This is a genomic window from Pseudosporangium ferrugineum (assembly GCF_003002065.1).
Lineage (GTDB): Bacteria > Actinomycetota > Actinomycetes > Mycobacteriales > Micromonosporaceae > Actinoplanes > Actinoplanes ferrugineus_A.
In genome coordinates this window covers 82,684-103,459 of sequence record NZ_PVZG01000012.1, presented here as the reverse complement: position 1 = coordinate 103,459, position 20,776 = coordinate 82,684, and the positions used below count along the sequence as shown (strand labels likewise).

At 74.1% G+C, this 20,776-nt stretch carries 12 protein-coding genes; 7 read left to right on the top strand and 5 right to left on the bottom strand.

Features of this window, described 5'->3' with window-relative positions; translation table 11 throughout:
• Nucleotides 1-55 precede the first annotated feature (55 nt).
• The 5 genes from CLV70_RS41790 (at nucleotide 56) to CLV70_RS24350 (ending at nucleotide 9,658) form a co-directional block, all read left to right on the top strand.
• Complete coding sequence (locus CLV70_RS41790) at nucleotides 56-2,332, top strand: AAA family ATPase (RefSeq protein ID WP_106128912.1); 2,277 nt, start codon at nucleotides 56-58, stop codon at nucleotides 2,330-2,332.
• Complete coding sequence (locus CLV70_RS24365) at nucleotides 2,329-5,253, top strand: NB-ARC domain-containing protein (protein ID WP_106128911.1); 2,925 nt, start codon at nucleotides 2,329-2,331, stop codon at nucleotides 5,251-5,253. The genes CLV70_RS41790 and CLV70_RS24365 overlap by 4 nt, the downstream gene beginning before the upstream one ends.
• Entirely contained in the window at nucleotides 5,250-6,494 is a 1,245-nt protein-coding gene (locus tag CLV70_RS24360) for a CHAT domain-containing protein (protein WP_106128910.1), read from the top strand. Before CLV70_RS24365 ends, CLV70_RS24360 begins: the two co-directional genes overlap by 4 nt.
• Complete coding sequence (locus CLV70_RS24355) at nucleotides 6,481-7,473, top strand: hypothetical protein (protein ID WP_106128909.1); 993 nt, start codon at nucleotides 6,481-6,483, stop codon at nucleotides 7,471-7,473. The genes CLV70_RS24360 and CLV70_RS24355 overlap by 14 nt, the downstream gene beginning before the upstream one ends.
• Before the next feature lie 73 nt (nucleotides 7,474-7,546).
• Nucleotides 7,547-9,658: a glutaminase family protein gene (locus CLV70_RS24350; RefSeq protein ID WP_106128908.1), complete on the top strand. Its 2,112-nt coding sequence runs from the start codon at nucleotides 7,547-7,549 to the stop codon at nucleotides 9,656-9,658.
• A 152-nt stretch (nucleotides 9,659-9,810) separates the two neighbouring features.
• On the opposite strand, the gene CLV70_RS24345 is transcribed toward CLV70_RS24350, so the two are convergent.
• The gene (locus CLV70_RS24345) at nucleotides 9,811-10,578 is read right to left on the bottom strand and encodes a class I SAM-dependent methyltransferase (protein WP_106128907.1); all 768 of its coding nucleotides are present in this window, start codon (nucleotides 10,576-10,578) and stop codon (nucleotides 9,811-9,813) included.
• 65 nt (nucleotides 10,579-10,643) lie between these two features.
• Here CLV70_RS24345 and CLV70_RS24340 point away from each other — a divergent pair, with 65 nt between their 5' ends.
• On the top strand, nucleotides 10,644-11,459 hold the full coding sequence (locus CLV70_RS24340) for a siderophore-interacting protein (RefSeq protein WP_106128906.1): 816 nt from the start codon (nucleotides 10,644-10,646) through the stop codon (nucleotides 11,457-11,459).
• Here CLV70_RS24340 and CLV70_RS24335 read toward each other — a convergent pair whose 3' ends face one another.
• A complete protein-coding gene (locus CLV70_RS24335) occupies nucleotides 11,460-12,869 on the bottom strand; it encodes a dihydrolipoyl dehydrogenase family protein (RefSeq protein ID WP_106128905.1) in 1,410 nt (469 codons plus the stop codon). It abuts the gene before it with no gap.
• Between the two features lie 152 nt (nucleotides 12,870-13,021).
• Between CLV70_RS24335 and pulA the strand changes: the two genes are divergently transcribed.
• Nucleotides 13,022-18,388, top strand: a complete 5,367-nt coding sequence (gene pulA, locus CLV70_RS24330; RefSeq protein ID WP_425440216.1) for a pullulanase-type alpha-1,6-glucosidase — start codon at nucleotides 13,022-13,024, stop codon at nucleotides 18,386-18,388.
• Nucleotides 18,389-18,407: 19 nt separating this feature from the next.
• On the opposite strand, the gene CLV70_RS24325 is transcribed toward pulA, so the two are convergent.
• The 3 genes from CLV70_RS24325 to CLV70_RS24315 are packed head-to-tail and all read right to left on the bottom strand — an operon-like array spanning nucleotide 18,408 to nucleotide 20,775.
• Nucleotides 18,408-19,037 (bottom strand): phosphoesterase PA-phosphatase, encoded by a 630-nt coding sequence (locus CLV70_RS24325; protein ID WP_106128904.1) that lies wholly within the window; start codon nucleotides 19,035-19,037, stop codon nucleotides 18,408-18,410.
• Nucleotides 19,034-20,245 carry an MAB_1171c family putative transporter gene (locus CLV70_RS24320; RefSeq protein WP_106128903.1) on the bottom strand — a complete coding sequence of 404 codons (1,212 nt, stop codon included), beginning with the start codon at nucleotides 20,243-20,245 and terminating at the stop codon, nucleotides 19,034-19,036. Before CLV70_RS24320 ends, CLV70_RS24325 begins: the two co-directional genes overlap by 4 nt.
• Nucleotides 20,242-20,775 carry a hypothetical protein gene (locus CLV70_RS24315; RefSeq protein ID WP_106128902.1) on the bottom strand — a complete coding sequence of 178 codons (534 nt, stop codon included), beginning with the start codon at nucleotides 20,773-20,775 and terminating at the stop codon, nucleotides 20,242-20,244. The genes CLV70_RS24320 and CLV70_RS24315 overlap by 4 nt, the downstream gene beginning before the upstream one ends.
• Between the last annotated feature and the right edge of the window lies 1 nt (nucleotide 20,776).

Genomic DNA, 20,776 nt, shown 5'->3' with positions numbered 1-20,776 from the left:
GGCCTGATGAGCATCGCTGCGTCATGATGGCTCTACCCGGCGTAGGGAGTGCCCCGTGGACGCAGGCGCAGGTCGGCTGGTCGCGTTCGCGGCCGCGCCCTTCGCCGCGGCCCTGGTCGCCGCCGTCCTGCTCGACCGGTTCCCGTGGTGGCTCACCGGCACCCTGGCGCTGTGCACCGTCGGCACCTCCGGCCTCGGCACCTGGGTGCCCCGCCCGCGGCTGCGCGGCGAGCGCGGCCGGCTGCCACCGTCCAATCTGCCGCCCCCGCCGACCAACCTGATCGGACGGTCCGCGTACGCCACCAGCCTCGCCGCGCACCTCACCGCCGCCGACGGCAGGAGCCGCCGGCTGGCCGTGGTCGCGGGCGAGCCGGGCATCGGCAAGACGGCCTTCGCGCTGCACGTGGCGCACGACGTCGCCCGCGAGTTCCCGGGTGGGGAGCTCTTCTTCCGGTTCGACCCGGCCGACAAGCGCATCGTGCGGCACGTCCGCCAGCGGATCATCGCCGCCCTGAGCACCGGCGACGCGCTGCCGTTCTGGCCGTGGCAGCAGCGGTCGCAGTACCGCCGGCTGTTCTCCCGCCTCGGCCGCGACAACGAGCTGCTGATCGTGTTCGACGACGTACGCCGGGCGCGCCACCTGCGTGCCCTGCTGCCCGCGAGCCCGTGGTGCGCGGTCGTCGTCACCACCCGTACGGAGCTGGGCGGCCTGCCGGCGACCCGCGAGTTCGTCCTGCACCAGCTGGAGCTGCCCGCGGCGGTGGAGATGCTGGGGGCGATCATCGGGCCCGGCCGGGTGCGCGCCGAACCGGCCTTCGCCCAGCGGATCGTCGCCGCCGCGCGCTGCCGCCCGCTCGCCGTGCAGCTCGTCGGCATGGCGCTGGCGAACCGGCCGAACATCCGGCTGGCGGTCGCCCACGACCGGATGCGCGCGGGCACCGGCGGCCACCCGCCGACCGGCGACACGGCGCTGGACCTGAGCCACGCCATGCTGACCAAGAAGGAGCAGCGGGCGCTGATGGCGGTGGGGCTGTTCGGGCGCCCCGGGCACCGGTTCGCGCCGTGGGAGCTGGCCGCCCTGATGGCCGGCGACCTGCGCAGCGCCCGCGAGACCGAGGAGTCGCAGGAGCGCGAGGCGTGGCGGCTGTGCGACCGGCTCACCGACGCCGGGCTGCTCGAGCGGCACAGCCCCGACGCCGTCGGCGTGCAGCTGTTCCGGCCCCTGGAACGGGTCGAGCTCTACGCCCAGCAGCTCGCCGGCCGTACGCTCACCGAGCAGGAACGCAGTGCCCGGCGTACGGCGTTGCAGGTCCGCCGCAGCCGGCGCCGGCAGCCCGCGGCGCACGCCGGCGGAGAGATCTTCGAGCAGCTCAACCGCACGTTCGAGCAGGGCCGCATCTCGCGGGCCTTCAAGGACGCGCGGGACCAGGTCTCGCTGGCCCGGGACAAGAACGCCGGCGCCGCCGAGGCCGAGGCGACCACGATGCTCGCCGAGCTGCACGCCGAGCTGGGCGGCCTGGAGGAGCACGACGACCTGGTCGTCGACCCGCTGGCCTCCGGCTTCCCCCCGGCGCGGCTGCGGGCCCTGCGGATCCGGGCGCGGATCCGGCGCCGCCGCCGGGACCTGGAGGGCGCCGGCGCCGACCTGGAGGCGGCGCGCCGGCTCAACGTCGACCTGTCCGACCCGGTCGAGGAGGTACGCCGGCTGCAGGAGGCCGCCATCGTCGCGGCGCTCGGCCCCGAACCGCAGCGCGGCCTGCAACTGCTCGACGGGGCGGCGGAGCTGAGCAACGAGCACCAGGACCAGTGGGCCGGCATCGCGTACGCCCGCAGCTGGGTGCTGGTCAACCTGGACCGGCCGGGCGACGCCCAGCGCGAGGCGGCCGACGGCGAGCGGCAGGCCCGGCGGACCGGGCAGCGGCTGTGGGCGGTGTGGCTGACCTACCAGCAGGGCTACTGCCGTGCGGAGGCGCGGGCGGACGACGAGGTGAACCTGCTCGCCGGTCGCGCCCTCGAGGAGTTCGGGGAGATGCGCCACCGCTACGGCGCCGCGCACTGCCGGCTCCTGCTCGGCCGGGTGGCCCTCGCCCGCGACGAGCACCGCCGGGCCGGTGCCCTGCTCGGCGAGGCGCTGGCCGGCTTCCGGTACTGCGACGACACCTGGATCGAGGCGGTGACGGCGGAATACCTCGCGCGGGCGCTGGACGGCGCCGGGCGCTCCGACGCGGCGGCGGAGCTGCTCCAGGACGCCCACGACCTCTTCGCCGCCATCGGCGCCGACGACCGGGCCCGGGTCGTCCGGGCCTCGCTGCGCGCCCGGGAGAAGCGATGACGAGGGCGCTGGCGGTCGCCGCCGGGGTGACCCTGGCGGCCGCGCTCGGGCTCCGCTGGGGGTGGTCCGCGTTCGTCGCCGGCCTGCTCGCCCTCGCGCATCTCGCGGTGGTCCGGCACCTCGCACGGCAGCGCGGTACCCGCGGCGAGGAGAGCGCCGACGCCGAGCGGGGCCGGACGCCGCGGTCCCCGGCGATCTCGGTACGGCTCAGCGGGCGCCCCACGTCGCTGGTCACGTTCGCCGGCCGCCGGCACGAGCTGCAGGAGCTGCTCGGGCGGTTCGAGGCGCTGCGCGCGCCGGACGCGGCGGACGGCGCGATCATCCTGGCCGTGCACGGCATGCCCGGCGTCGGCAAGTCCGTGCTGGCCCACGAGCTGGCCCGGCAGCTGTCCGTGCACTTCCCCGACGGGGCGCTCTTCGCCAACCTGGGCAACGCCGGCAGCATCCGGGCCGAGGCGGACGTCCTGAACCGCTTCCTCATGGCGCTGGGCGTACCCAAGGACGAGATCCCGGGGCCGACGCTGGAACGCGCGGCGCTGTTCCGGTCCGCCACGGCCGGCAAGGAGATCCTGGTGGTGCTCGACGCGGCCCGCGACCACCAGCAGGTCACCCGCCTGCTGCCCGCGGCGAGGGGCTGTGCCGTCATCGTCACCAGCCGCCGGGACCTGGCGCCGGCGCTGGGCATCAAGCCGTACCGGCTGGTGCTGCCCGAGGTCGAGGGCGCGCTGGAGATGCTGCTGGCGATGATCTCCCCGGAACCGGCCGGCACCGGTGACACCGGGTACGACTACGAGTCGGCCGTCGAGATCGTCAACACCCTCGGCCGGCTGCCGCTCGCCATCAGCGCGGTCGGTGACCTGGTCGCCCAGCGGGCCGAGCCGCTGGCCGGGGTGGCCCGGCGGCTGCGCGACCGGGCGGCGCTGGAGGCGTTGCTGAGCAACAACGGCCGGGGAGTCGAGGAGCGGATCGACACCGAGTACGACCGCCTGTCCGGCGACGAGCAACTGGCCTTCCGGCTGCTCTCCCTCGTGGACTCGGCCAGCTTCGTGCCGTGGGTGCTGGTCCCGCTGGTCGGCGACGAGCAGCGGCTCAACCACCTGGAGGCGGAGAAGCTCATCGGCCGGCTCGCCGAGCGGCAACTGCTGGAACCGGCCGGCCGCGACGACGTCACCGGCCTGGACCGCTACCGCTTCCACCCGGTCGTCCGGATCTTCGCCGAGCACCGCCGCGGCGAGGACGAGAGCCTGACCGGGCCCGCGCTGGGCCGCCTCGACGACGCCTACCTGGAGGCGGTGGACCTGATCCTGGCCGCCGGGGACGACCTCTACCGCCGGGAGAGCGGGCCGCGCCTGCCCCGCCGCTGGTTCCCGGCCGGTTCGTCGCTGCCGCGCGACATCGGCGCCCTGCCGCAGGGCTGGGTACGCGCCGAGTCCCGCAACCTGATCCGCTGCGTGTCGGCGGCGCACCGCCGGGAGCACTGGAGCCTCTGCTGGCGGGTGGCCGCCCGGCTCGGCGAGTGCGTGCCCGAGGGGGCTCCGGCGGACGACCTGACGAGGACCTTCGCGCTCGGGCTCGACGCGGCGGCGCAGCTGCGGCACCGCAGCGCCGCCCGGCGGGCACAGGCCGAGGTGCTGCTGGCCCGCGCCGACCACCTGGCCCGGCGGGAGTCGTACTCGCCGGCGTACGACGACTTCCACCGCGCGGCGCTGACCGCGAACCACCTCCGGCCGCTGGCCGCCGTACGCCGCCGCCCGCGCAGCGACCCGCACGAACGGGCCGCGCCCGGGATCGAGTGCGACACCCACCGCCGGCTCGCCGCCGCCCACCTGCGGGCCGGCATGTACCGGGAGGCGGCGTTCGAGCTGACCCGCGCCGAGCGGCTCGTCCCGGCGGGCGGGGAGCCGCGGCTGCGTCGCCTGATCGCGCTGATGCGGGCCCACATCGAGCCGGGGAGCCTGACCGGGGACGGGTACGCCGGCGCCGACGACGAGCTGTACCTGTGGTTCGAGTCGGCGATGGCGGAGTCCGAGCGGCACGGCGGTGCGTACAAGCGCGCCTCCGACCGCCTGCGCCGGCTGCGCCACCGCTATGCCGACGACGTCGCGCTGAGCTGCGATCTGCTGGCGCGGATGGCCGACCTGCGGCTCGACGAGCACCGCTACGGCGCGCCGGTGGACGCCGGCCACACCCTGCGCCGCGCGCTGCGGCGGGCGGCGGAGGCGTTGCACGGCTACGAGCGGCTGGGCAACCGGGTCGGCGTGGTCCGGGCCCGCTGCCTGCTCGTGCGCGCCCTGGTCCGGCTGCACCGCCCCAAGGACGCCGAGAAGCAGCTGGCCCTCGCCCTGAGCGGGTTCGCGAGGCTCGACCCGGTCGTGTCGCACCCGCTGTCGACCGTGTACGCGGCGCTGAGCTGGGCCCGCGGCGACCTGCTCACCGAGCAGGGTCTCCGCGGCGAGGGCGACCTGGACCTGCGCGCGGCCGCCGCGCTCCTGCTGGCGCACGGCGACGAGCGCACCAGCCGGATGGTCCTCGGCACCGCCGCGCCGCCGCCCGTGCCCGGCGCCGCCGGGCGGGAGCCCGCCGTACGGCTCCACGGCGAACCCGCGGCCGGCCGGGTGCTGGACGTGACGTACTCCGTCGGGCCGCCGGGGCTGGACCCGGACCGGTACCCGGTGGGCGCCCGCTACGTGCGGGTCGTGCTGGTGGCCCCGGGCGCGGACGTGAACCCGCCGGAGCGGACGGCCCGCCTCGACGCCTGGGCGCCGCTCGCCCCGCTGAGCTTCGCGGTCACGCCGGCGGCGCCGGGCCGGCTGGTGCTCGGCTTCCTCGTCTACGACGCCGACGACGGCACGCTGCTGCATCACGTCGAGGCCCGCCCCCGCGAGGTGACCGGACCCGCGCTCGAGGACGCCCCCTCGTGACCGAGCCGCTGCGCGTCGTGGTCGACAACAGCGCGGGGCTGACCGCCCCGCCGCCGGCCTGCCCGCGCCGGGCCCGCACGCTGTTCATCGACTTCGTCGCCACCGACAGCAGCTACGAGCTGCGCATCCAGGGCTCGGCGATGCCCGAGGACGGCAGCGAGCGGTGGCTCGGCCGGGTGCAGGTGCCCCGGGCCGCGGTCGACGACTGGGTGGCCTACCTGCACGAGCAGTGGGACGGGTCGGTGATCAGGCGGCGGCGGGACGGCGGTTATCCGTACGCGGAGCACGTGAATCTGCTCGCCCGCACCGCCACGGCCGACCGCGAGGCGGTGTGGCGCTCCCTGGCCCGCGCCGGCCACGACCTGTTCAAGCTGCTGTTCCACGGGCAGGACGACGAGCTGAAGTGGATCGGCGACCGGCTCGCCGACGCGCTGCGCGCCGACCATCAGGTCATCTGCGTGCACTCGGACGAGGTGGTGGTGCCGTGGGCGATGCTCTACGTGCCGCCCGATCCCGCGGACGACCTGTCCGGGGACGCGCCGGTCGACCGGTCGGGCTTCTGGGGCCTCCGGCACGTCATCGAGCACTGCTTCAACGGGCCCGCCCGCAGTGCCCCGCACACGCGCTACGCCGTACGCCCGCTCGCCGGGTCCTTCGTGGACCCCGAGCTGGCCACCCGGCGCGGGCACAACGTCGCGGAGCCAGCGCTGCGGATGCTGCGGGCGCACACCGACCTGCGGCAGAACGCCTCCAGCAGGGAGCTGGAGGACGAGCTGCGGGGCCCGGCGCGGCGCTACCACGTCATGTACTTCTCCTGCCACTGCGTGCCCGACGGCAACGGCTCGGCGAAGCTGCGGCTGCCCGGGGCGGCGGTGTCCACGACCAACTTCGACATCTGGCTGCGGGGCTCCGGGCTCACCGCCAACCCGCTGGTGTTCATCACCGCCTGCCGGTCGGCGGGGCTGGAGGCGTCGCCGCACCACTTCAGCCGTACGTTGCTGAACCAGGGCGCGAACTGCCTGGTGGGACCGTACGTGAACATCCCGACGGCGTTCGCCCGGAGCTTCGCCGCGCGGCTGCTGGGCCAGGTCCTCGGCCACCGGGCGACCGTCGGCGAGGCGGTCCACGCGGTGGCCGTGCACTTCGCCGAGCGCTTCGACAACCCGCTCGGGCTGACCTTCAGCGTCTACCACGGCACCGACAGCCATCTCTGCCCGGAGGGACCGGATGTCACCGGATGAGGAACCCGGCCGCATCGACGGGATCGTGCTCGACGAGGACGGCACCCTGCTCCACCACGGCCGCCGGGTGCCCGAGGAGGACCTGGGCCTGCGCCTGCCCGACCTGGTCGACGTCCCGGAGGACACCACCGACATCTACGTGTACGTGCACGGCTGGCAGACGGACCGGGAGAAGGCCTTCGGCACTGCCGGGGCGCTGCTGCGCGGACTGCTCGACGGTCACCGGCGGGCGCCCGGCTGCTATCCGCACCTCGACCCGTACGTGCCCCACGTGGTCGCCGTGCACTGGCCCTCCACCAGCGCGCCGCTGCCCGGGGGCTACCGCCGGATCCGCGACCGGGCGCACGCCATGACCTCGACCGGCCACGCCGCGCACGTGATCGGCATGCTGCTCGGGTACCTGGACGCGGGCCGGGCCCGGCCGGGCGGCCCCGACGTCCTGGCCACGGCCGGCGGGCAGTACCTGCACGGCGTCGCGCACTCGTTCGGCGGCCGGATGCTCGGCGAGGCCGTCACGTGGGCGGCCGACCCGCCGGAGCCGCCGGTGATGGGCCGGCGGTGGCCGTCGCGGCACCCGTTCACCGCGGACAGCCTCGTCGTCTTCCAGATGGCCGCGCCGCCCCGCGCGTTCCGGGATCACTTCACCGCGCTGGTCGACGGCGAGGCGCCGATCTCGGGCCCGGTGGTGGTGACGATGAGCGGCCACGACACGGCCCTGTCGGCCTGGCACCGGCGCATCGAGGGGGTGCCCGGGATCGGGGCCGCCGGGGCCGAGGGGGCACCGGTCGTGGCGCTGCGGCCGCTGACCGAGGATTACCGGGCCGGCGACTTCGCGCGGCTCACCACTGTGGACGCGACGTGGCGGTTCCGGGACGGCCCCCGGGCCGCCCAGGGCGCCCACTCGGACATCTGGCATCCCGAGTCCTACCACCTGCTGCTGTCCATCGCGGACCTCGGTCGCATCGACGTTTGTCTCTAGCGCACGCCGCCGTGTCCGGTCTAGTTTGATCCCGTTGACTTGTGTTCGCAACGTGCGCGAAACGGGGTGCTTCATGGAGCGACGTCGGTTGTTTCAGGTCGGTGTGGCGGGGATCGCGGCCGGGGCGCTCGCGCCGGACGGCGTCGCGCACGCCTCGCCCGGGGCCGCGCACGCCTCGCCAGGGGCCGCGCACCCCTCGCCCGGGGCCGGGGACCTCCGGCCGCCCGCCGTGCCGCTGGCGGTGCGCTCGCCGTACCTGAGCACCTGGCTGGCCGCCGACAACCTGCCCGGAAGCTGGCCCTCGTTCTGGACCGGCCGGACCACCGCCATGACCGGTCTCGCCGTCATCGACGGCGAACCGTTCCTCTTCCTGGGCTCGCCGTCGGCGCCGGGGCCCTACCCGTTCCCCAGCCTCCGGCAGACCTCGCTGACCGTCACCGCGACGAAGTCCGAGTTCGTGCTGGAACGGGCCGGAGTGGAGCTCACCGTCACGTTCCTGTCCCCGGTCACGCCCGGCGACCTGCGCCGGCAGTCGCAGCCGCTGAGCTACGTGAGCGTCAGCGCCCGCAGCCTCGACGGCGCCGCGCACCGGGTCGGCGTGTACGCCGACGTGTCGGGGGAGTGGGCGTCGGGCGACGCGCGGCGCCCGATCACCTGGGACCAGCGCACCACCGGCGGCGTGGTCAGCCTCAGCTTCACGCAGAGCGAGCCGCGGGTGCTCGCCGAGTCCGGCGACAGCGCCGAATGGGGCACCGTCGTGCTGTCCGCCCCGGTCCGCCCCGGCCTGACCTGGCAGATCGGGCCCGACGGCGAGGTGCGGGGACAGTTCGCGGCCCGCGGCAGCCTGCCCGGCACCGTCGACCCGCAGAAGCCGCGCCCGATCAACGACCGGTGGCCGGTGTTCGCGTTCCACCAGGACCTCGGCACGGTCGGCCGCGACCGCAGCGCGCCGTTCGTGCTCAGCATCGGGCACGTCCGCGAGCCCGTGGTCAGCTACCTCGGCCGGCAACTGCCCCCGCTGTGGAAGAAATACTGGCCGGGCTGGCCGGAGATGGTCGCCGCCTTCCACGCCGACCACGGCGCGGCGGTCGCCCGCGGCGCGAGACTCGACGCGAGGATCGAACGGGACGCGACCCGGGCCGGGGGGCCGAGATACGCGGCGCTGTGCGCCCTCGCGTTCCGGCAGGCGTACGCGGCGACCGACCTTGTGGACAACGACGGCGAGCCGTGGGCGTTCCTCAAGGAGATCTCCAGCAACGGCAACATGCAGACGGTCGACGTGACCTACCCCGCCATGCCGGTCTTCCTGTACGCCGACCCGCAGTACCTCGGGCTGCTGCTCGCGCCGGTGCTCGACTACGTGGAGAAGCGCGGCTACCCGCACGAGTTCGCCCCGCACGACCTCGGCGCGCACTACCCGAACGCGGACGGGCACCTCTCGGGCACCGGCGAGGAGGACATGCCGGTCGAGGAATCGGCCAACATGCTGATCATGGCGGCGGCGTACCTGGCCCGCGTCCCGGCGGCGGAGCGGCAGGCGTACGCGATCAAGCACTATCCGATCTTCCAGCAGTGGGCCGACTACCTGGTCGAGCACGCGCTGGACCCGGACCTGCAGAATCAGACCGACGACTTCACGGGCTTCATCGCGCACAGCGTCAACCTCGCGCTGAAGGGCATCGTCGGCCTGGGCGCGATGAGCAGGATCGCCGGGTACGCCGGCCGCACGACGACCTACCTGGCCACCGCCCGCCGGTACATCGCCGACTGGGAACGGATGGCCACCGACCCGTCCGGCGAACACCTCAAGCTCGCGTACGACCTCGACGGCACGTGGAGCCTCAAGTACAACGGCTACGCCGACAGGCTCCTCGGCCTCGGCCTGATCCCGCCGTCCGTGGCGGCCCGCGAGGCAGCCTGGTACCTGACCCGCGCCGCCACCGAGGGCGTCCCCCTCGACCTGCGCCACGGCTACACGAAGGCCGACTGGGAGATGTGGACGGCGGCGTGGCTCAAGGACCACCACGACCTCCGCGACCTCCTGATCGACGGCCTCCACCACTTCGCCACCACCACGAACCAGCGCGTCCCGATCACCGACTGGTACGACGTCCTGACGGGCCGCCAGCAGGGCTTCCAGGCCCGCCCGGTGGTCGGCGGCTTCTACGCCCTCCTCACCGTCTGACAGAGAGCGTGCGCGGCGCGGCGGTCCCCACCCGGGCCACCGCGCCCCGCCCCGCGGATCGAAAGTCCAACCCGCCGCAGATCGAAAGTCCGACCCGCCGCAGATCGAAAGGCGTTGACCGAAACCGCAGGTCGGCGCGCCGGATAGCCTACTCAGCCGGTAGTGGTGCCGCGGACCGCCCAGGCGCGGGCCGTGAGGTGGATCGAGCCGTCCGGGGCGGCGGGCAGGCGGTTCTTCAGCAGGTGGCGGATGGCGTCGCGGCGGGTGGGAGGCAGGGACATCAGGTAGGCCGGGGCCGCGCCCTGGCCGCCGAGGAACGGGTCCCAGTAGTCGGCGAAGTCCGGGAAGACCGTGGGGATCTCGATCGGCCGCACGGTGACGTGCGCGAGGCCCGCCGCCCGCCACAGCGCCGCCAGTGGTTCGGGGCGGCACAGGGGGAAGCGGGCGGCCTCGTCGGCGGCGCCGCCCGGGTCGGCCTCGGCGGCGGCGTCCCAGAAGAAGCGCATCATGCGCATGCCGTCGGCGTAGTCCCAGACGTACGCGGCGACCGTGCCGCCCGGGGTCGCGACCCGGGCGAACTCCGCGGCGGCCCGGCCGGGGTCGGGTACGAAGTTGAGGGCGAGCCCGCTGATCACGGCGTCGAAGGTCCCGCCGGCCAGCGGCAGGGCCCGTGCGTCGGCGGCGATCCGCGGGCCCGAGCCGGCCCGGAGGAAGCCGGCGGACGGATCGGCGCCGACCACCAGTCCCGCGCCGGCCTCCCGCGCCGCGGCGCTCAGGGCGCCGGTGCCGCAGCCCACGTCGAGCCACCGCCCGCCCGGCGGCAGGCCGAGCCACGCCACGAACGGCCCGGCGACCCGCCGGCTCCAGCGCCCGACGTACGCCTCGTACGCCTCACCCTTCTCCCACACGTCCCGCACCATGCCGCTCACCGTAGCCACAAGCCGAGGGGCGAACGCGGTGGATGGCTGAGGGTAGCCTTACCCGCATGCCGAACAGACCAGCGCGGCCCGCTCGTACCGGTGTCGTCTCCCGGGTGGAGCGGCTCACTCCGCACATGGTGCGGATCGTGGTGGGGGGTGACGGGCTGCGGGATCTGCGGGCCGGGGAGTTCACCGACCACTACGTCAAGGTGATCTTCCCGCAGCCGGGGGTAGCATATCCCGAGCCGTTCGACATGGGGTCGATCCGCGAGACGATGCCGCGGGAGGCGTGGCCGGTCGTGCGGACGTACACGGTGCGGCATTGGGATCCTGTGGTTCCCGAGTTGTGGCTGGACTTCGTCGTGCACGGGGACGAGGGGATCGCCGGGCCGTGGGCGGTGGCCGCGCGGCCCGGGGATCCGGTGCGGTTCATGGGGCCCGGCGGGGGGTATGCGCCCGACCCGGCCGCGGGGTGGCATCTGCTCGCCGGGGACGAGAGTGCGCTGCCCGCGATCGCCGTCGCGCTGGAGCGGATGCCGGCCGGTGCGCGGGTGCACGCCTTCGTCGAGGTCGCCGGCGCGGCCGAGGAGCAGAAGCTGGACGGCGACGTCACCTGGCTGCACCGCGGCGACCGGCCGGTCGGTGCGGCGCTGGTGGAGGCCGTGCGCGGGCTGGAGTGGCCCGCCGGGGACGTGCAGGCGTTCGTCCACGGCGAGGCCACGTTCGTCAAGGAGCTGCGCCGGCTGCTGCGGGTGGAGAGGCAGGTGCCGCCCGCCCGGCTGTCGATCTCCGGGTACTGGCGGCTCGGCCTCGACGAGGACGGCTGGCAGGCCGGCAAGCGGGAGTGGAACCAGCGGGTCGAGGCCGAGCAGGGCCAATGATTATCTTCCGTACGCCTCCAGCAGGCGCAACCAGATCTCGCTGACCGTCGGGTACGCCGGCACCGCGTGCCACAGCCGCTCGATCGGCACCTCGCCGACCACGGCGATCGTGGCGGCCTGGAGGAGGTCGCTGACGTCGGGGCCGGCGAACGTCACGCCGAGCAGCACCCGGCGGCGCTCGTCGACGATCATGCGGGCGGTGCCGGCGTACCCGTCCTGGCGCACGCTCGCGCCCGCCACGTTGCCGATCTCGTAGTCCACGACCCGGATGTCGTGCCCGGCCGCCCGGGCGGCGCGTTCGGTGAGCCCGACCGAGGCGACCTCCGGGTCGGTGAAGACGACCTGCGGCACGGCCGCGTGGTCGGCGGTCGCCACGTGCCGGCCCCAGGGCTGGTCCGCGACCGGCGCCCCGGTGGCCCGGGCCACGATGACGTCGCCGGCCGCCCGTGCCTGGTACTTGCCCTGGTGGGTGAGGAGCGCCCGGTGGTTGACGTCGCCGGCGGCGTACAGCCAGTCGTGGCCGGGGACGCGCAGGGTGTCGTCGGTGGTCAGCCACTCCCCGGCGGCGAGGCCGACCGTCTCCAGGCCGATGCCGGTGGTCCGCGGCGTCCGTCCGGTCGCGACCAGGACCTCCTCGGCGGTGATCACCGTGCCGTCGCCGGTGTGCACCTCGACGCCGGCGTCCGTGCGGGTCACCCGGCTCACCGCGGTGTCCAGCAGCACCGTGGCGCCCTGGTCGCGCAGCCCGGCGGCGACGAGGTCCCCGGCGAACGGTTCCATCCCGCGGAGCAGGCCGCCGCGGGCCACGAGGGTGACGGTGCTGCCGAGGCTCGCGTACGCGGATGCCATCTCGGTCGCGACCACGCCGCCGCCGATGATCGCGAGGCCGGCCGGGACCCGTTCGGCGCTGGTCGCCTCGCGGCTGGTCCACGGCCGGGCGTCGCGCAGCCCTTCGGTGTCCGGGATGAGCGCGTCGGAGCCGGTGGCCACGACGACCGCGTGCCGGGCGGTGAGGACGGTCGCGGTGCCGTCGGCGGTGTCCACGGTGACCTGTCGTACGCCGCTGAGCCGGCCGTGCCCGCGGACCAGGTCGATGCCGGCGCCGCGGACCCACTCGACCTGGCCGTCGTCCTTCCAGCCGCTGGTGAACGAGTCGCGCCGGGCGAGGACCGCGGCGACGTCCAGTTCGCCGGTGACGGCCTGGGCGGCGCCGGCCACGTGCCGCGCGGCGCGCAGGGCCTGGGCCGGGCGCAGCAGGGCCTTCGACGGCATGCACGCCCAGTACGAGCACTCGCCGCCGACGAGCTCGTGTTCGACGAGGACCGCGCTGAGGCCGCCCCGTACGACCCGGTCGGCCACGTTCTCGCCGACCGGCCCCGCGCCCAGCACAATGACGTCATATTCACTCATGTGCCTGATCATCCACCCTCCGCCGGAGATGTCCGCAGCGTTTCTTGCACGATGCGATGTAATGACACGACAGACCTTGCAAACTCTTGCATGGGAGTGCGGCGGGGGTTAGCGTGCGTCGTCCCCGCCGATAGGAAGGCCTCGATGTGGAGATCTCCCGGTTGAGCAGGCTGCTGCTCGCTGTCCTGCTCGTACTCGGCGGGTGGGTTCCCGCGCCCGCCCAGGCCGCCCCGCCCGGCGGCGACTGGGGCTTCGACCGGCCCGGCAGCGCCACGGCCAACGAGCAGTTCTACTTCGTCCTGCCGGACCGCTTCGCCAACGGCGACCCGCGCAACGACCGCGGCGGCCTCCCCGGCGACCGGCTCTCGACCGGTTACGACCCGGCCGACAAGGGCTTCTACCACGGCGGCGACCTCAAGGGCGTCATCGACCGGCTGGACTACATCCAGGGAATGGGCACCACGGCGATCTGGCTGGCGCCCGTCTTCAAGAACCGGCCCGTGCAGGGCAGCGGCTCCGACGTCTCGGCCGGCTATCACGGCTACTGGATCACCGACTTCACCCAGGTCGACCCGCACTTCGGCACGAACGCCGACCTCAAGCGGCTGGTCGGGCTCGCACACAAGCGCGGCATGAAGATCTATCTCGACATCATCGTCAACCACACCGCCGACGTGATCAAGTACGCGGAGGACAAGTACGCGTACGTCGACAAGGCCACGAAGCCGTACCGGGACGCCCAGGGACGCACCTTCGAGGACCGCAACTACGCCGACGGCACCCGTGCCTTCCCGGCCGTGAACGCGAAGTCGTTCCCGTACACGCCGGTCGTCGACGCGAAGGACAGCGACGTCAAGGTGCCGCGCTGGCTCAACGACCCGCTGATGTACCACAACCGCGGCGACACGACGTTCGTCGGCGAGAACAGCGAGTACGGCGACTTCTTCGGCCTCGACGACCTCTGGACCGAGCGCCCCGAGGTGGTCCGCGGCATGACGAAGATCTACGCGGACTGGATCAGGGACACCGGCATCGACGGCTACCGCCTCGACACGGTGAAGCACTCCAACCTGGACTTCTGGCCGCAGTTCTCGGCCGGCATCGAGGTCGCCGCGCGTAACGCCGGCAAGCCCGGGTTCTTCATGTTCGGCGAGGTCTACAGCGCCGACCAGGAGATCGAGTCCACGTACGTGCGCCGCGGCGGGCTGCCTGCCACGCTCGACTTCTCCTTCCAGGACGCCGCGAAGAAGTTCACCGCGGACGGCGGCTCCGCGAAGGCGCTCTCCGACCTGTACGCCAAGGACGACCTGTACACCACCGACGACACCTCGGCGGACCGGCTGCCGACGTTCCTGGGCAACCACGACATGGGCCGGATCGGCTCGTTCATCGCCGGGGGCGGCACCGACCCGGCCACCCACCTGCGCCGCGACCAGCTGGCCCACGAGCTGATGTTCCTCACCCGCGGCCAGCCGGTGATCTACTCCGGCGACGAGCAGGGCTTCACCGGCCCCGGCGGCGACAAGGACGCCCGCCAGGACATGTTCGCCAGCCGTACGCCCGACTACCTCGACGACGACCTGCTCGGCACCGACCGCACCCACGCCCAGGCGAACTACGAGACGCAGCACCCGGTCTACCGGACCATCGCGTCGCTCGGGGCGCTGCGCAAGGCCCACCCGGCCCTGCGCGACGGCTCGCAGGTCACCCGGTACGCCGCGGACGGCCCCGGGATCTTCGCCGCGTCCCGCATCGACCGGGCGAAGCGCCAGGAGTACGTGATCGCCGTCAACAACGCGACCACCGCGCAGACCGTCACCGTCGAGACCTGGACGCCGGGCTCGCCGTTCCAGGGCATCTACGGCGGCGCGGGCGGCCTGACCTCCGGCGCCGACGGCAAGCTGACGATCACCGTCCCGGCGCTGTCGGCGGTGGCGTACCGGGCCGGCCGGGCCATCCCCCCGCCCGCCGCGGCGCCCGGCGTGCGGATCACCTCGCCGGAGGCGGGGGCGTTCGTGCCCACGCGCACGGAGCTGACGGCCGCCGTGACCGGTGACCCGCTGGCGACCGTGCGGTTCGAGGCGAAGGTGGGCGACGGGCAGTGGCGGACCCTGGGGACGGCGGACACCGCGCCGTACCGGGTCTACCACGACCTGACCGGGCTCGCCGGGGCCACGCCGGTGACGTACCGGGCCACCGTGCGGGACAGCAAGGGGCGTACGGCGTCGACGACCGGCGGCATCAGGGTCGGCACCCCGGTGGTGACCGCGGGACCGGACTACGCGGTGGTGCACTACCAGCGGCCGGACGGCGACTACGACGACTGGGGGCTGTACGCCTTCGGCGACATCGACGAGTCGGCGCAGACCACCTGGCCGGCCGGGCAGCCGTTCGCGGGCGTGGACGCGTACGGTCGCTTCGCCTGGGTGAAGTTGAAGCCCGGTGCCAAGAACGTGGGCTTCATCGTGGTCGACAAGAACGGCACCAAGGACGTCGCCGCCGACCGGTTCCTGGACCCGACGGTGCACCCCGAGGTCTGGCTGAAGCAGGGCGACGCGGCGGTCGGCACCGAGCCGCCGCCGGTGACGCAGGACCAGGACACGGCGGTCATCCACTATCGCCGTGCCGCGGGTGACTACACCGGCTGGGGCCTGCACGTGTGGGACGGCGCCGCGAACCCGACCGAATGGTCCGCGCCGCTGGCACCGGCCTCTGTCGACTCCTTCGGCGCGACCTTCCGGGTGCCGCTCGCCGCCGGGGCCACCGGGCTGAACTACATCCTCCACAACGGCGACACCAAGGACCTGCCCGCGGATCAGCGGCTCGACTTCGCGTCGGCCGGGCGGGAGGTGTGGCTGCTGGCCGGCGTACCCGATCGGCTGCTGCCCGTGGTGCGCAGGGCCGGCGCCGGCGGCACGGTCGACCTGACGAAGTCGGCGGCGGTGTGGCTGGACCGCTCGACGATCGCCTGGAAGACGGGCACCGGCAGCACCCTGGAACCGGTCGGTGCGGGCACCGACGGCCGCGTCTACGACCTGATCTGGGCGCCCGGCGGCGGCCTCGACCCGGCCGCGCCGCGGCACAGCGTCCGGTTGAGGGCCCAGCGCAACGGCCTGACCGAGGCGCAGCGGCAGAAGTTCCCGCACCTGTGGCAGTACGGCGCGTTCACCCTGCCCCGCGGCACCGACGTGCGGGACATCGTGCGGGGACAGGTGGCGGTCACCGAGCGCGACGCGCAGGGCACATTGCTCTCCGCGACCGGCGTGCAGACGGCCGGCGTGCTCGACGACGTCTACGCCGCCGCCACGGGCGCGCGGCTCGGGCCCACGTTCGACGGCGGACGGCCCCGGCTGGCGGTGTGGGCGCCGACCGCGCAGTCGGTGCGGCTCGAGCTGTCCGACACCCCGGGCGGCGCCGCCCGCGACGTGGCGATGGTGCGCGACTCGCGGACCGGCGTCTGGTCGGTGGCGGGGGCGAAGGACTGGAAGGGCAAGTTCTACCGCTACCGGGTCACCGCGTGGCAGCCCGTCGCGCGCAAGGTGGTCACGGCGAGCGTGACGGACCCGTACTCGGTGGCGCTGTCGGCGAACTCCACGCACAGCCAGATCGCCGACCTGGCCGACCCGGCGCTGGCCCCGGCCGGATGGGACCGGCTGCGCAAGCCCGCGCCCGGAAAGATCCAGATCTCGGAGCTGTCCGTACGCGACTTCTCCGCGCAGGGCACCTACGCCGCGTTCACCGACCCGGGCTCGGCCGGGATGAAGCAGCTCGGGCAGCTCGCACGGGCCGGGACCACGTACGTCCACCTGCTCCCGGTCTTCGACTTCGCCACCATCCCGGAGCGGCGCGCCGACCAGAAGCAGCCGGCCTGCGACCTCGCGGCGCTGCCGCCGGACTCCGCCGAGCAGCAGAAGTGCGTCGCGGCGGTGGCCGACGCCGACGGCTACAACTGGGGCTACGACCCGCTGCACTACACGACGCCGGAGGGCGGCTACGCCACGAACCCCGAGGGCGCGGCCCGGACGAGGGAATTCCGGCAGATGGTCGCCGGCCTCAACGGCACCGGCCTGCGCGTGGTGATGGACGTCGTCTACAACCACACCTCCGCCGCCGGCACCGATCCGCACTCGGTGCTCGACCAGATCGTGCCCGGTTACTACCAGCGGCTGCTGGAGGACGGCTCGGTCGCGAACTCGACCTGCTGCGCCAACACCGCGCCGGAGAACGCGATGATGGGCAAGCTGGTCGTGGACTCCGTGGTCACCTGGGCCAAGGCGTACAAGGTGGACGGTTTCCGGTTCGACCTGATGGGCCACCACCCGAAGGCGAACATCCTGGCCGTCCGGGCCGCCCTCGACAAGCTCACCGTCGCGCGCGACGGCGTCGACGGCAAGAAGATCTACGTGTACGGCGAGGGCTGGGACTTCGGCGAGGTGGCCGGCAACGCGCGCTTCGTCCAGGCCACCCAGGCGAACCTGGCCGGTACGGGCATCGGCACGTTCAACGACCGGCTGCGCGACGCGGTCCGCGGCGGCGGCCCGTTCGACGACAACCCGCGCGTGCAGGGCTTCGGTTCGGGGCTGTTCACCGCGCCGAACGGCGACCCGGTCAACGGCACCGCCGCCGAGCAGCGGGCCCGGCTGCTGCACTACCAGGACCTGATCAAGGTGGGGCTGAGCGGCAACCTCGCGAAGTACACGTTCACCGCCTCCGACGGCACGGTCAGGTCCGGCGCGCAGATCGACTACAACGGCTCGCCGGCGGGCTACAACGCCCGCCCGGTCGAGGCGATCACGTACGTGGACGCGCACGACAACGAGATCCTGTACGACGCGCTCGCGTACAAGCTGCCGCAGTCGACGCCGGCCACCGACCGGGCCCGGATGCAGGCCCTGGCCCTGGCCACCACCGCGCTCGGACAGGGACCCGGGTTCGTGACGGCCGGCAGCGAGCGGCTCCGCTCCAAGTCGCTGGACCGCAACTCGTTCAACTCCGGCGACTGGTTCAACCGCATCGAGTGGGACTGCGCGAAGGGCAACGGCTTCGGCCGCGGCCTGCCCCCGGCGGCGGACAACGAGGCGAAGTGGCCGTACGCGAAGCCGTTGCTGGCCGATCCGGCGTTGAAGCCGGACTGCGCCGCGATCGGTCTCGCCGACGCGACCTACCGGGAGCTGCTCGAGATCCGCGGCTCCTCGCCGGTCTTCGGGCTGCCGGACGCGGCCGAGGTGCAGAAGCGGCTGTCGTTCCCGCTCTCCGGCACGGCCGAGACCCCCGGCGTCCTCACCATGACGCTCGACGGGCGCGGCCTGGACAAGCGCTGGAAGTCGGTCACGGTCGTGTTCAACGCGACCCCGGCCGCCGCCACCCAGCGGGTCGGCGCCCTGCGCGGGGCGGACGTGGCGCTGCACCCGGTGCAGCGCACGGCGGCGGACCCGGCCCTGCGGACGGCGTCGTTCGCGGCGGCGACCGGTACGTTCTCCGTACCGGCCCGGTCCGTGGCGGTGTTCGTGCAGCGCTGAGGCGGGCTCCCGGCCCTGGTCAGGACGCCAGGGCCGGGAACAGCAGCCCGGTCGCGCACGCCCCGACGACCGCGCCCGCGACGACCTGCGCGGGGGTGTGGTCGCGCAGCCGGACCCGGGACCACCCCACCGCGGCGGCCAGCGGCAGGGTGGCCAGCAGGGCGGGCCCGCCGACCACGACCAGGGCGATCGCGGTGCCGGCCGCCACCAGGGAGTGGACGGAGATCTTCCACCGCCCGGCGAGCGTCACGGCGACGGCGACCACCAGGGCCGCCACCATGCACGCGATGAGCGCCAGGAGCTCCCGGGGGGCGCCGGCGACCGCCAGCGTCACCGAGCCCGCCGCCGTCGAGACGAGGCAGACCAGCAGCGGCAGCTTGCGCTGCTCGCGGACGCCCACGTGCTTGTCGGTCCAGTGCCCCCGCCGTACGCCGCGGATGATGTACGTGATCGGGATGAAGCTGGCCGCCGCCGCCGCGATGAGGCCCCACAGCAGGGCCTGACCGGGCGTGTCGGCGGCGTGCCAGGCGACCGCCAGCAGCACCGTGGCGACGAGCACCGCGGGGGACAGGATCTCGGTGAGCAGCCTCGCGACCCGGTCCGCGGTCCGCGGGCCGGCCGCGGCCCCGGGGGGCGCCGCGGCGGTCATCGGCCGGCCGCCCCGGCGGCCTCGCGCTGGGCCCGCACGATGGGGGAGCCGGCGAAGGCGCGGGAGATGGCGGCGAGGCGCCGGGCTGCCTCGGTGTCGTGCTCCTCGGCGAGCACCAGCGTGTCCGCGTCGCCGCCGGCGGCGGGCACCCGGTCCGCCGGCGCGGTGCGCGAGACGTAGTCGATCATCGCCGCGATCGCGGCCGCGTCGCCGATCGCGCGGGCCTCCCCGGGCGGCAGGCCGGCCTCGAGCGCGGCCCGCGAGGCCGCCTCGCTGGCGTCCCGGTCGAGGTAGGCGCTGTGCTCGCGGATGCTGTCGAGGATCTCGATGATCCGGCGGTACATCTCGATGTCCAGGGTGGACAGCGGCGGCCGGCGGCCCGGCGGGTTCAGGTTGACGCTGTTGTCGAGCGCGTACAGCGCCTGCCAGAGCGGCAGCATGTCGCGGTACAGGCGGTAGGAGCCGGGCCACTGCCGGGCGGCGACGAGTACCTTCGCCACCGACGGGATGACCAGGCCGCTGCTCACCAGGGCGATGCCGAGGGAGATGAGGAACTGGGCGGTCGGTGCCTCCGGCCAGGGCACGTCGACGCCGCGGGCGGCGACCAGGATGAAGGTCGTCTTGTGGATCACGTAGAGCAGCCCGTCGAGCGCGCCGAGGGCCAGCACGCGCAGGCCGAACCGCAGCGCGGACGGGGGCAGGCGGCGGGAGTAGCGCAGGGACATGCGCATGATGTCGACCATCGCGAGGGCGAGGTAGGCGAGGAACCCCAGCATGTACTCGCGCATGTACGGCGCGGTCGCGTACCGGTCCGCGAAGGTGCGGGCGTCCTCGACGGCGAAGTCGGCCAGGTGGAAGGAGACGCCCATGACCACCGCGACGACGGCCAGGAGCAGCCAGCGCCACCGGGCCCGGGTACGCGCCGTGGCCGGGTCGTTCAGGTGCAGGAACAACGACTGGACGACGGCCGCCGCGACGAGCGCGCACAGGTGCATGAGATAGCGGGCCAGGTTCGGCACGCCGGTGAGCTGGCCGATCGCGTGGTAGCTCGGCTGCCACGCGACGATCTGGGCCAGGCCGAGGCTCCCGAGCACGCCGCAGGTGGCACGCAGCGCGGGGTTCCGCGGGTCCCGGACGAGCTGGACCGTCTTCGGTGCCAGGGCCAGGAAGGCGATCGCCGCCGCGACCAGCGGTACGGGATCGCTCACTTCCAGCTCCGGTCGGCGGCGAGTGCCGCGCTGACCCGGTCGAGCTCCGCGGTGGCGCTGTCGTCCGATCCGCGGGGCCGCGGCACCGGCGAGCGCTGGGCGGCGAACCGGATGAAGACGCTGGCCAGGCCCTCGGCCTCGCGCTCCTGCTCGTCCGGGTAGCGGCTGGTGCGGCCGAGCACCCGCTTGACCATCTCGGGGTCGAGGATGGTGAAGGCCGGCGTCGCGGTGTCCAGTTCGAGCCGGCCGGTGTGGTCGCAGAGCATGTGCGCCAGCTCGTGCAGCAGGATGTGGCTGCGCAGGACCGGCGGCGCCTTCTCGTCGACGGCGATGTAGTCGGCCTTGTCGGTCGCCAGCCACAGCCCGCACGGTGCGGCGGCGGCGCTGGTGTCCAGCGACAGGACGTGGATCGGGCGGCCCCGGCGCTCCGCGATGTGCGCGCAGAAGGTCCGGGCGTCGAAGGGCACGGGAATGGTGATGTCCAGGTCACGCAGGCGCTGCTCGTACCGCCTGATCTGACGGGCCTTCACC

Coding starts and splice junctions, on each gene's coding strand:
- CLV70_RS24365 (WP_106128911.1), top strand. CDS start 2,329: ATGACGAGGGCGCTGGCGGTCGCCGCCGGGGTGACCCTGGCGGCCGCG.
- CLV70_RS24355 (WP_106128909.1), top strand. CDS start 6,481: ATGTCACCGGATGAGGAACCCGGCCGCATCGACGGGATCGTGCTCGAC.
- CLV70_RS24350 (WP_106128908.1), top strand. CDS start 7,547: ATGGAGCGACGTCGGTTGTTTCAGGTCGGTGTGGCGGGGATCGCGGCC.
- CLV70_RS24345 (WP_106128907.1), bottom strand. CDS start 10,578: ATGGTGCGGGACGTGTGGGAGAAGGGTGAGGCGTACGAGGCGTACGTC.
- CLV70_RS24340 (WP_106128906.1), top strand. CDS start 10,644: ATGCCGAACAGACCAGCGCGGCCCGCTCGTACCGGTGTCGTCTCCCGG.
- CLV70_RS24335 (WP_106128905.1), bottom strand. CDS start 12,869: ATGAGTGAATATGACGTCATTGTGCTGGGCGCGGGGCCGGTCGGCGAG.
- CLV70_RS24325 (WP_106128904.1), bottom strand. CDS start 19,037: ATGACCGCCGCGGCGCCCCCCGGGGCCGCGGCCGGCCCGCGGACCGCG.